Below are 12,017 nucleotides of genomic sequence, written 5' to 3' on the forward strand. Positions count from 1 at the left end.
ACATTCCCACCCATTATTGGTTTTAGACAGCGGAAATCCGGAAATCAAGAATCAATTTGATGCATTACAACAAAAGAAACCTCCCGGTCCCGCACCTCCATTTCTCAGGAAAGATGTCCTTTGCATGATTTTCTCTTTTCAAGGTGGTGGATTTGCTTCTAGAAGTTGCTTCTGAAATGCAATTTTGTGTCTTTGCACGGAACGTTCATGCCTGACATCATCCCGGCCGGGGCAAGCTCCACGCTTCCACTCCTGTTCGCTGTCGCATCCGGCATCGGAGCGCTCGATCCGGCGGAGTGGGATGCCTGCGCGGCGGGCCAGGGGCCGTTCCTGCGTCACGCCGCTCTGCGGGCGGCGGAGGATAGCGGGCTGGCGGGTCCGGCCAACGGGTGGCAAGCGGTGCATCTGACCGCCCGCGATCCGGCCGGGCGGTTGGTCGGGGCGATGCCCCTCTATTTGCGGCACGGCTCGGAGGACGAGCATTGGGTGGATCAGCACTGGGCCTCCGGCTATCAAGCGGCGGGTGGACGGTATTATCCCAAGCTGCTGACCACGGTCCCCTTCGCCCCGGTGGCCGGGCGGCGCCTGCTGCTAAGGCCGGATGCCCCGCCCGGCACGGCCGAGAGGATGATCGGCGCGATCGAGGGACTTGCCCGGCAGCACGGCCTGTCCTCCATTCACGCCGCCTTTCCCGACGAGCATGACCGCGCCCGCTTCGAGGCGGCCGGATGGCTGACCCGGCATGCCGTGCAGTATGAGTGGCGCAACGCCGGCTACCGCGATTTCGAAGAATTCCTCATGTCCCTGTCGAGCCGCAAGCGCGTCAGGCTGCGGCGCGAGCGACGCGCCGTTCTCGACAGCGGGGCGAGGATCCGCGAGGTGCGCGGCGATCAGGCAGGGGAAGCCGATGTCGCGCTCTTCCTGGATCTGCTGAACGACATCCACAGGCGGCGGACGACGCGCCAACCTTTGACGGCCGATTACCTGCTGCGGCTTTGCGCCGGGTTGGGGGATGCGGTGACCCTGACCTTCGCCGATATCGACGGCGTAACGGTCGGCGCCTTGCTGTCCGTCACGGGGGACGGGCGGACATATGTTCGCAACTGGGGTTGCCGGGGGGAGCCGCGCTTCCTCCATTTCGAGATCTGCTACCACCGAACGGTGGAACAGGCGATTGCGCGCGGCCTGACGGCGGTTGAGGGCGGCTACGGCGGGCCGCACAAGCTGGGGCGCGGCTTCCTGCCCAAGCTGGTCCATGCCTGCCACTGGTTCCTGCATCCCAATCTGCGAACGGCCGTCGCAGCGGACATCGATCGGCAGCGCGCGGAAATCCTGACCCACTTCGCGCACCAGCGAGCAGTTGCGCCGTTCCGAAGGAAACCGGAAGCCGATGAGAAGCACTCCGGCTTCAGCGCCGGTGAATGATCTGGGTCGGCGCGCGGTGCGTCGGGGAAGGGGGGCCGACGCCGATCCCGCCGATCACTTGCCGCCAGTGACATCGCGGACTGTGCCGGTGATGGAAGGAAGCCTCGGCGCTCGCCAGCCATTGGGATCGCCCGCGCGCCCTCCTCGGCGAAGCCGGTCGTGAGGGTTTCGGGCGGCTCCTTCGAGGCGCGCAGTCGATATGTTCGTTCGGACTGCCGAGCCGGGCCGACGCCGATCGGAAGTTGATCGCCACGCCGCCTTCCGATCGGCATTGCCCGGCTGGGTCCATCCCGAGGGCATGGTATACGTGTGATGTTTCGTCGACTGGTGTGCTTCGAATCAAGGATACCGTTCTTTTTTCTCATGGATCGCACATGCGCCGCCTTCCCCCTTTGAACGCCCTGCGCATTTTCGAGGTCGCGGCCCGGACCGGCAGCTATGCCGAAGCCGGAGCCGAACTCGGTCTCACCCATGGCGCGGTGAGCCGGCAGATCGCCGCGCTCGAGAGCTGGCTCGGGCAGCGGCTTTTCATGAAGGACGGGCGCCGCATGGTCGCGACGCCGATGGCGAGAATCTTCGCCGCCGAGGTCGGCCTTTCCTTCGATCGCCTGGCCGTCGCGGCGGATGCCTGTGGCCGGCCCAACGCGCGCCGCATCCTGCGTGTGAGCGCCCCGACCAGCTTCGCGATGCGCTGGCTGATCCCACGCCTCAATCGGTACCACGCCGACCATCCGCAGGTCGAAGTCGCGGTTACGACCGTTTCGACCGTGCTTGAGGAGTTGCGCGGCGGCGTCGACGTGGCGATCCGGCGCGGCGTTGTCCGGGAGCATGTGTGGCCTCAGCATCGCGTCGTCCCGGTGCTGGATGATGTGGATACGCTGATCATGAGCCCGGCGCTGTTCGCGCAACGGCCGATCCTGAAGCCGGCCGACATTGAGGAACATACGCTGCTTGCAAGCGAAACCCGTGCCGGCGACTGGGCGGACTGGCTCGAAGCGGCGGGGCTCCAACATCTTGCGGGGCGTCCCCGCCAGATCTTTGACCACTTCTTCGTGACCCGTCAGGCGGTGGAGGATGGGCTTGGTGTTGGAATCGGCCCGCTGCCAATGCTCGAGATCGACGTCGCCAGCGGAAGGCTGATGACGCCGCTGCCGGAGATCCGGGTTCCGAGGACGGGTTACGTCGCGCTCATTCCACGTCAGGCCGATGCCGGAAACTTGGTTGCCGGCTTTGTCGACTGGCTCGCCGGAGAAGCGCGGGGTGAGCCGGCCCCCGTTCTCCGGACAGTCGGATAGGCTTGGTGGCCGCTCACCCCACCTCCGGCATCCGGTCCAGCAGCTTGTCGAGCGTGACCGGATAATCGCGCACGCGCACGCCGGTCGCGTTGTAGACGGCGTTGGCGATGGCGGCCCCGACGCCGCACAGGCCGAGTTCGCCGACACCCTTGGCCTTCATCGGCGATGAGATCGGGTCCGTCTCGTCGAGGAAGATCACCTCCTGATGCGGGATGTCGGCGTGAACCGGCACCTCGTAGCCGGCGAGATCGTGATTGACGAAGAAGCCGGCGCGCCGGTCCACCGCCAGCTCCTCCATCAGCGCCGCCCCGACGCCCATGGTCATCGCGCCGATCACCTGGCTGCGCGCCGACAAAGGGTTGAGGATGCGCCCGGCCGCGCACACCGCCAGCATGCGGCGCACGCGGATCTCCGCCGTCGCGGCGTCGACGCCGACCTCGACGAAATGGGCACCGAAGGTGGATTGTTGATAGCGCTTGTCGAGGTCGCCATACTCGATGCCGTCCTCGGCGGCGAGACCATCCTCGCCCGCCGCCTCGGCGAGCGGGACGCCGCGGTTGCCGGCCCGGACCTGCCCATCCGCGAACACCGCGTCGGCCGAGTTGAAGCCGAGCTTGCCCGCCACCGCCTCGCGCAGCTTGACGCAGGCGGCGTAGACCCCGGCGGTGGAGTTGTTGGCGCCCCACTGGCCACCCGAGCCGGCCGACGCCGGAAAGGATGAATCGCCGAGACGCACCGTCACCCTGTCCAGCCCCACGCCCATCATTTCCGCCGCGGTCTGGGCGATGATGGTGTAGCTGCCGGTGCCGATGTCGGTCATGTCGGTTTCGACCGTCACCACCCCGCGCCCGTCGAGCCGCACCCGCGCCGCCGATCTGGTCAGCAGGTTGTTGCGGAAGGCGGCGGCGACGCCGAGGCCGGTCAGCCACCGCCCGTCCCGGCTTTCTCCGGGACGCGGGTTGCGCCTGGCCCAGCCGAAGCGGTCGGCGCCCTGACGCAGGCACTCGACGAGCTGCCGCCGGGAGAAGGGGCGGTCCGGTTTTCCGGGATCGACCTGGGTGTCGTTGCGGACACGGAACTCGACCGGGTCGAGCCCCAGCTTCTCCGCCATCTCGTCCATGGCGATTTCCAGCGCCATCATGCCCGGCGCCTCGCCCGGGGCGCGCATCGCGTTGCCTTCCGGCAGGTCGAGCCGCGCCAGCCGCAGCGCGGTCAGGCGGTTGGCCCCGGCGTAGAGCAGCTTCGTCTGGTCGACCGCCGTCTCGGGATCGCCGCCGGGCAGATTGCCGGACCAGCTTTCATGCGCGATGGCGGTGATGGCGCCGTCGCGCTCGGCGCCGATGCGGATGCGCTGGATCGTAGCCGGCCGGTGCGTGGTGTTGTTCGTCATCAGCGGCCGCTGGAGCGCCACCTTGACCGGACGCCCGGCGGCGCGCGCGCCCAGAGCGGCCAGCAGGGTGTCGGCCCGCAGGAACAGCTTGCCGCCGAAACCGCCGCCGACGAAGGGCGAGATCAGGCGGACCTTCTCCTTGGGCATGTTCAGCGTGCGGGCGAGATCGCCGGTGGTCCAGGCGATCATCTGGTTGGAGAGCCAGACGGTGAGCCGGTCTCCGTCCCAGGCGGCGATGGTGGCGTGCGGTTCCATCATCGCGTGGGTCTGGTCGGGGGTGGTGTAGGTCTCGTCGAGCGTCACCGGGGCCGCCGCGAAGGCGCCGGCGAAATCGCCGACCTCGCTGTCGGACGCCCCGTCCTCGGGTTTGGTGGCGCCGTCCTTCGCCCGCGCCAGATCGAAGGCGCCGCCGGCACGGTCGTAGGTGACGCGGACGAGCGTCGCGGCGGCCCGGGCCTGCTCGAAACTCTCCGCCACGACCAGCGCGATGGCCTGATGGTAATGCTCAATCTCGGGGCCGCCGAGAAGCGTCGCCGTGTTCTTCTCGCCCTTGCCGAGCTTGCCCGCGTTCCCGGCGGTGACGATGGCGAGAACACCGGGCGCCGCCCTGGCGTCGGCGAGGTCCATCGCGGCGATCCGCCCCTTGGCGATGGATGAGCCCACCACATAGCCGTAGGCCGCGTCCGGCACGGCGTCTTGCCGTTCATAGGCATAGGGCGCGGTGCCCGTGGTCTTCAGCGGGCCGTCGATGCGCGGCGTCGGCTTGCCGACCACCGCGAGGCGGTCGATGGGATTGGTCGTCGCGGGGGTATCGAACTTCATGGCTCAGCCTTTCGCTTCGGCCAGGACCGCGCCGAGCGTGCGCTCGACCAGCGGCAGCTTGAACGCGTTGTCGTCGGTCGGCTTGGCCCCGGCCAGCAGCCTGGCCGCGACCGCCTTGGCGCCGCGCGGCATCTCCGCCTCGGCGGCCTCGACGCGCCACGGCTTGGGCGCGACACCGCCCAGGGCCACGCGCCCGCTGCCGTCGGGCTGCACGATCGCCGCGACCGAAACCAGCGCGAAGGCGTAGGAGGCGCGGTCGCGCACCTTGCGGTAGATCTGCGCGCCGCCGGCCGGCTTGGGCAGGGCGACCGCCGTGATCAGTTCCCCATGCTCCAGCGCCGTTTCGATCTGTGGCGTGTCGCCGGGCAGCCGGTGGAGGTCGGCGACCGGGATGGTCCGCACGGCGCCGTCCGGCCGCACCGTCTCCACCGTGGCGTCGAGCGCGCGCATCGCCACCGCCATGTCGCTGGGGTGGGTGGCGATGCAGGCGTCGCTGCCGCCGATGACGGCAAGCTGGCGGCTGAACCCGCCGATGGCGGCGCAGCCGCTGCCGGGCTGGCGCTTGTTGCAGGGTTGGCCGGTGTCATAGAAATAGGGGCAGCGGGTGCGCTGGAGCAGGTTGCCCGCGGTCGTCGCCTTGTTGCGCAGCTGGCCCGACGCGCCGGCGAGCAGGGCGCGGGACAGCACGCCGTAATCGCGGCGCACGCGCGGGTCGGCGGCGAGGTCGGTGTTGCGCACCAGCGCGCCGATGCGCAGGCCGCCGTCCGGAGTCGGCTCCACGCTGTCGAGCTTCAGGCCGTTGACGTCGACCAGCTGAACCGGCGTCTCGATCTCCAGCTTCATCAGGTCGAGCAGGTTGGTGCCGCCGGCGATGAAGCGCGCCCCCGGATTGCGCTCCACGGCCGCGGCGGCGGCGGCGGGGGAGGTCGCGCGCTCATAGGTGAAGGGCCTCATGACTCCCTCCCCGCGACGTCGGTGATCGCATCGACGATGTTGGAATAGGCGCCGCAGCGGCAGATGTTGCCGCTCATGCGCTCGCGCAGTTCGGCGGCGCTGAGCCGCGGCGTGGCGTTCAGGTCGGCGCTGACATGGCTGGGGATGCCGGCCTTGATCTCGTCCAGGACCGCGACGGCGGAACAGATTTGTCCGGGCGTGCAGTAGCCGCACTGGTAACCGTCATGCTTCACGAAGGCCGCCTGCATCGGGTGCAGGTCGCCGGGCCTGCCCAGCCCTTCGATCGTGGTGACGCTGCCGCCTTCGTGCATCACCGCCAGTGACAGGCAGGAATTCAGCCGGCGGCCATCGACGATCACCGTGCAGGCGCCGCACTGGCCGTGGTCGCATCCCTTCTTGGTGCCGGTCAGTCGCAGATGCTCGCGCAGGGCGTCGAGCAGCGTGGTCCGCGTATCGAGCCGCAGCGTGTGCGATGTGCCGTTCACGGTGAAGGATAGCGTGGACATGACGGGAGTGCCGTCGGGCATGGCTGGCCTTTCGCTGGCGGTGGCTTGGGGGTTGGTGGCTTGAGCCGGCCCGGCGAACGGCACGGTGGTCATCGCCACGGTGGCGGCGCTTCCGAACAGCAGGCCGCGCCGCGACATCTCGAGATCTCCGGGACCCTCCATTTCCTGTTTCCTTCCTCTTCACCGGTCGCGAAGACAGGCGTGGCGGACGCCGATGCCCGCAGATCCAGCCTTCCGGATGTTCGCCGCGGAAACGGGGTGGTCTGGCATGCACAACGGACGCAAGGTTGGTTCCGGTCCGCCGAGCGGTCGGTGCGGCGTTTTCGATGATGCTCATCGATCGGATTCATGAAACCGGATGGGGAGGACGACTGTTCCCACGGCTTTGTTTTTTGTTCGGCCTGCCGTACCGAGACGGCCCCCGGCTCCCATCGGGATTCTCCAACACAGCCACCATCTCTGCCGACGACAGCCCACCGCGTTCCGCCAGCGGCGTGAGTGATTGGTTGGTTGGTTGGTTGGTTGCGCTGCGCCTCATGTGGGGAGGCGAGCAAGGCCCACGGCACGGACACGGGCGCACCGGGGGCGGCGTGGTGCCGCCTTGCCCCCAGGACAGGGAGGGTATCGCCCACTCACGCCGACAGCCCCATCGCCTTGCCCGTGACCGGCTCGACCACGCTGTCGGCGGCGAGTCCGCAGAACGCCTGCCACCACGCCACGGCGGCATGGGTGTCGTGGACCGACCATCCCCCGCCCGGGCGGGCGCCGCCGTCCGTCCCGCGTCGCCTCAGATCCCCGCCTGCCGCTCGGTCAGCAGGGACGGCACGGCGAAGCCCGCGAGGATCACGGAGAGAAACAGGAACATCAGCGCCCCGGACAGGGCATAGCCCATCACCCCCAGCACGCCGCCGGCGAAGAAGGCGGCCACCGTCGGCACATGGGTCTTCAGCTTCTCGATCGTCGGCGAGGAGCGGGCCAGGGTATGGCGGTGGTAGAGGTCGTCGAGCAGGTTGCCGAGTTCGATCCCGATGTCGGTGACCATGCCGGTGACGTGGGTTGTGCGGACCCGCGCGTTGGAGATGCGGGTCACCACGGCGTTCTGCGACCCCATCAGGAAGCTCAAGCCGATCACCAGCGCCGGCCCGCGCAGTTCGTGAAGCCAGAGGTCGGCCGCCCCCAGCCCGGCGAGCAGCGCCGCCTCCATCAGGATGTTGTAGGCGTAGATGGTGTGGCGCTCCCGACGGTGCCCGGCGTTGATGAGCAGGGTCGAGACGGCGGCGCCGACGATGAAGGTGATGACGATCGCCAGCGCGACCCCCACCCCGGCGGCGTCGCCCAGCGCCAGATGGTCCGCCATGATCGACAGCGTGCCGGTCATGTGTGAGGAGTAGAGTCCCGCCGCGTAGAAGCCGGCCGCGTTGATCGCCCCGGCGACCCCGGCGAGCGACCATGCCAGTTGCCGGTCCGCCGACAGCCCCCTGTGGTCGCCCTGACGAAGCAGCATTCCCCCCGGCCCCCAAGAAACATCGCGCCGGGCGACTATAGGGGGCCGTCTCCGGCCCTGTCCATCGTACGTTCCGCTCCCCCGCGCATCCGCGCCGCGCGGCTGCGCTTCCCCTGGCGTCAGTGGGTTTCGTGCAGGCAATGGGCGTGGTCGGCCAGCACCTCGATCACATGGCAGGTCCGCACCTGCCCCTGGCCGCAGCACGCGACCATGTGCCGCACCTCGTCGCGCAGCGCCTCCAGCCGTGAAATCTTCGATTCGATGTCGGCGAGATGCGCCTGGGCGAGCGCGTCCGCCTCGTGGCAGGACCGGGCCGGATCGTCGGCCATCGCCAGAAGCTGGCGGATCGCCTCGACCTCGAATCCCAGGTCGCGGGCGTGCCGGATGAAGCGCAGGCGCTTGGCCACCGCCCCGTCATACAGGCGCCGGTTGCTTTCGGTGCGCGGCGCCTCGGGCAGCAGGCCGATGCTCTCGTAATAGCGGATGGTCGGGATCTTCACCCCGGTCTGCGCGGCAAGGGCGCCGATGGACAGCATCGCCATCTCGAAAATCTCCTCTTGATCCTCCAGTCACTGGAGAATTTACGCTTGGCCCCGGACCGAGACAAGGCTCCGAGACAAGGGATCGAGACAAGGGGATTTCCCATGACCGCGACGACCGACCACCACGCCCACCCGCAACACGCGCAAGGCACGCCGCCGAACCGGCGCACCCGCTACCGCGTGACCGGGATGGACTGCGGCTCCTGCGCCGCCAAGGTCGAGACGGCCCTGGGACGGGTGCAGGGCGTGCAGGCGGTCCATGTCTCGGTGCCCGGCGGCACCGTGACCGTGACCCACGAGCCGTCGGTCGCCACCGACTCCCTGGTCCGGCCGATGCGCGCGCTGGGCTACGGGGTCGGTCCCGGCGAAACGGTCGAGGCGGCCGGGCAGCAGCCGGCGACCCACGGCGGGTGCTGCGCCCACGGGCACGGGCATGGGCACGGCCATGGCCATGGCCAAGAGCCCGGGCATGGGCATTCCCACCCCGACACGCACAGCCATGATCACGGCGGCCACGACCATCACCACGCTCCCGTCGAGGGCGCGTGGTGGAGGGGGCCGAAGGCGCGCCTCGTCATCGCCTCGGGTGCGGCGCTGGCGCTTGCCTACGCGGTGGGGCTCGCCGTTCCGGCGGCGGAGGCCTGGGCTTTCCCGCTCGCCATGCTGGTCGGCCTCGTCCCCACCGCGAAGCGGGCCTGGGCGGCGGCGCGGACCGGCACGCCCTTCTCCATCGAAACGCTGATGACCGTCGCCGCCGTCGGCGCCGTCGTCATCGGCGCCACCGAGGAGGCGGCGATGGTCGTCTTCCTGTTCCTGGTCGGCGAGCTGCTGGAGGGGGTGGCCGCCGGCCGCGCCCGTTCGGGGATCCGCGGCCTCACCCGGTTGGTCCCCGACACGGCGCTCGTCGAGCGCGACGGGCGGCCGCCCGAAGCCGTCCCCGCCGCCGCGCTGGCCGTCGGAACGGTGATCCTGGTGCGGCCCGGCGACCGGGTGGCCGGCGACGGCGTCATCCTGTCCGGTGAGAGCGCCCTCGACGAGGCCCCGGTGACGGGTGAGAGCGTGCCCAGACGCAAGGGCGAGGGCGACGCCGTGTTCGCCGGAACCATCAACGGCGACGGCGTGCTGCGCGTGCGGGTCACCGCCGCCGCCAGGAACAACACCATCGCGCGGGTGGTGCGGCTGGTCGAGGAGGCGCAGGAAAGCAAGGCCCCGACCGAACGCTTCATCAACCGCTTCTCGCGCGTCTACACGCCGGCCGTGGTGGCGCTGGCGGCGCTGGTCGCGCTGCTGCCGCCGCTGGCGCTCGGCGGTTCCTGGGATGAGTGGATCTACAAGGGGCTGGCGATCCTGCTGATCGGCTGCCCCTGCGCCCTGGTGATCTCGACCCCGGCGGCCATCGCCGCCGGCCTGTCGAACGGGGCGCGGCGCGGCCTGCTGCTGAAGGGCGGCGCCGCGCTGGAGACGCTGGCCCGCATCACCACCGTCGCCTTCGACAAGACCGGCACGCTGACCGGCGGCAAGCCGGTGGTGACCGACGTCGTCGCCTTCGCCGGGCAGGAGATGGGGGGCGAAGCGGCTGTGCTGGGCCTTGCCGCCGCGCTGGAGACCGGGTCGAGCCACCCGCTCGCCACCGCGATCCTCGCCGCCGCCGCCGGGCGCGGCGTGACGGTGCCGGCCGCCACCGACATGGCGGCGCTGGCCGGCAAGGGCGTCGCCGGCCGCGTCGGCGGCCGGGCGGTGACGCTCGCCTCGCCGCAGGCGGCGGCCGGCATCCTTGCCGGTGACGGCGTCGCCCTCGCTCCGGAACAGGTGGACCGCATCGCCGCGCTGAACGCCGAGGGCAAGACCGTGTCGGTGCTGCTGGCCGACGGCCGGCCGGCCGGGCTGCTGGCGCTGCGCGACGAACTGCGCCCCGACGCGGCGGCCGGCATCGCGGCGCTGCGCGAGGTCGGCATCGGCGCGGTGATGGTGACCGGCGACAACGCCCGCGCGGCGGAAACGGTGGCGAGGACGCTCGGCATCGCCGCCCACGCCGAGCTGCTGCCGGAGGACAAGCAGCGCATCGTGCGCGAATTGCAGGCGCGCGGCGAGCGGGTGGCCAAGGTGGGCGACGGCATCAACGACGCGCCGGCCCTGGCCGCGGCCGACGTCGGCATCGCCATGGGCGGCGGCACCGACGTGGCGCTCGACACCGCCGACGCGGCGGCGCTGCACGGCCGGGTCGGCGACGTCCCGGCGATGGTGGCGCTGTCGCGGCGGACGATGAGCAACATCCGCCAGAACATCGCCGTGGCGCTCGGGCTGAAGGCGGTGTTCCTGGTGACGACGGTGATCGGCGTCACCGGGCTGTGGCCGGCCATCCTGGCCGACACCGGGGCGACCGTGCTGGTCACCGCCAACGCGCTTCGCCTGCTGTCGGCGCGCCCCTGATCCCTTCCCCCCTTCAACCGGCGGGGGCGCGGCGAGCCAGGACGATGCCGAACAGCACCAGCCCGCCCCCGGCCCATTGGAGCGGGCCGAGCGCCTCGTCGAAGAGCAGCCACGCCAGCGCCGCCGCCGCGATCGGCTGGAGCAGCAGGCCGATGGACGAGAAGGTCACGGGAAGCCGGGCGAGCGCGTGGGTGATCGCCCCCTGCCCGAACACATGGCAGACGATCCCCAGCGCCAGCACGACGCCCCACCCCCACGGGCCCTGCGGCAGCAGCGGTCCGCCTTCGAGCAGAGCCGCCCCCAGCAGGAAGACAGCGGCGGCGGCGCTGGTGCCCAGCATGATGCGGCTGGTCGAATGGGCGGCGCGCAGCCGCTTCACGATCAGCAGATAGCCGGCGTAGAAGGCGCCGGTGACGACGGCGACGGCGTCCCCGGCCCACCGCCACTCCCCGCCCCCAGGCACGGCCCCCGGCGCCGCGACGAGGCCGTCGCCGATCAGCAGGGCCATGCCGGACAGGGCGACGGCCAGCGCCGCCACCAGGGTTCCGCCGACCCGCTCGCGGAACAGCAGCCAGCCGAACAGGGCGACGAAGACCGGCGCGCAGTTGTTGAACAGCGTCGCGTTGGCGACCGAGGTCATGGTGATCGACAGGTGCCAGAGGGCGAGATCCCCCGCCAGCATCAGCCCGGCCGCCCCCATCAGCAAAGCGTCGGCGCGGGACAAGGGCCGCAACTGCCTGGGCGGACGGCTCCGCCCCCCGCCCCGCCCCTCGGCGAAGGTGCCGAGCCAGAAGAACGGCAAGGCGACGATCAGGCGGTAAAAGGCGGTGGCGACCGGTTCCAGCTCGCTGACGCGGGCCAGGATCGGCGACAGGGCGATGGCGAGCGCCCCAGCGATCAGCGACAGCAGCGCGGCGTGGTCGCGCGTGTGCGCCACCCCGTGGATGGTGAGGGATGTCATGGCGAGGTCCTGACGGGAATGTGGCGGGGGCGCCGGTCCGGCGGTGCCTCGTTGCGCCCGTGGCCCCGACTGTAGCGCAATCGGCGCGTTGGGAAATTTCTAAGTCGGGGGTCGATTTTTCCAGCGTGGAAAAACCGTTCGCGTATCGTTCGGGCCGGAGCCGCCTTCGCCCGTCCGCCGTGGATCAC

The 12,017-nt window shown here is 70.3% G+C and carries 9 protein-coding genes; 3 read left to right on the plus strand and 6 right to left on the minus strand.

Translation table 11 applies throughout. The features are described from left to right. The first annotated feature begins 207 nt into the window (after window positions 1–207). On the plus strand, window positions 208–1,425 hold the full coding sequence (locus J2847_RS16900) for a peptidogalycan biosysnthesis protein (RefSeq protein ID WP_209780076.1): 1,218 nt from the start codon (window positions 208–210) through the stop codon (window positions 1,423–1,425). A 374-nt stretch (window positions 1,426–1,799) separates the two neighbouring features. Continuing rightward, on the plus strand, window positions 1,800–2,720 hold the full coding sequence (locus J2847_RS16905) for a LysR substrate-binding domain-containing protein (RefSeq protein WP_209780077.1): 921 nt from the start codon (window positions 1,800–1,802) through the stop codon (window positions 2,718–2,720). A 13-nt stretch (window positions 2,721–2,733) separates the two neighbouring features. Here J2847_RS16905 and paoC read toward each other — a convergent pair whose 3' ends face one another. From paoC to J2847_RS16930, 5 genes are all read right to left on the minus strand, one after another. Then, window positions 2,734–4,932 carry an aldehyde oxidoreductase molybdenum-binding subunit PaoC gene (paoC, locus tag J2847_RS16910; protein WP_209780078.1) on the minus strand — a complete coding sequence of 733 codons (2,199 nt, stop codon included), beginning with the start codon at window positions 4,930–4,932 and terminating at the stop codon, window positions 2,734–2,736. A 3-nt stretch (window positions 4,933–4,935) separates the two neighbouring features. Further along, the gene (locus J2847_RS16915; RefSeq protein WP_209780079.1) at window positions 4,936–5,886 is read right to left on the minus strand and encodes an FAD binding domain-containing protein; all 951 of its coding nucleotides are present in this window, start codon (window positions 5,884–5,886) and stop codon (window positions 4,936–4,938) included. After that, the gene (gene paoA / locus J2847_RS16920; RefSeq protein WP_209780080.1) at window positions 5,883–6,554 is read right to left on the minus strand and encodes an aldehyde dehydrogenase iron-sulfur subunit PaoA; all 672 of its coding nucleotides are present in this window, start codon (window positions 6,552–6,554) and stop codon (window positions 5,883–5,885) included. The genes J2847_RS16915 and paoA overlap by 4 nt, the downstream gene beginning before the upstream one ends. Window positions 6,555–7,179: 625 nt before the next feature. After that, complete coding sequence (locus J2847_RS16925) at window positions 7,180–7,896, minus strand: YoaK family protein (RefSeq protein ID WP_209780081.1); 717 nt, start codon at window positions 7,894–7,896, stop codon at window positions 7,180–7,182. A 119-nt stretch (window positions 7,897–8,015) separates the two neighbouring features. Further along, window positions 8,016–8,438 (minus strand): MerR family transcriptional regulator, encoded by a 423-nt coding sequence (locus J2847_RS16930; protein ID WP_209780082.1) that lies wholly within the window; start codon window positions 8,436–8,438, stop codon window positions 8,016–8,018. A gap of 102 nt (window positions 8,439–8,540) precedes the next feature. On the opposite strand from J2847_RS16930, the gene J2847_RS16935 reads away from it, so the two are divergent. Continuing rightward, window positions 8,541–10,868: a heavy metal translocating P-type ATPase gene (locus J2847_RS16935; RefSeq protein WP_209780083.1), complete on the plus strand. Its 2,328-nt coding sequence runs from the start codon at window positions 8,541–8,543 to the stop codon at window positions 10,866–10,868. A gap of 13 nt (window positions 10,869–10,881) precedes the next feature. Here J2847_RS16935 and J2847_RS16940 read toward each other — a convergent pair whose 3' ends face one another. Continuing rightward, a complete protein-coding gene (locus J2847_RS16940; RefSeq protein WP_209780084.1) occupies window positions 10,882–11,829 on the minus strand; it encodes a DMT family transporter in 948 nt (315 codons plus the stop codon). Window positions 11,830–12,017: the final 188 nt, after the last annotated feature.

Source organism: Azospirillum agricola (genome assembly GCF_017876095.1).
Lineage (GTDB): Bacteria > Pseudomonadota > Alphaproteobacteria > Azospirillales > Azospirillaceae > Azospirillum > Azospirillum agricola.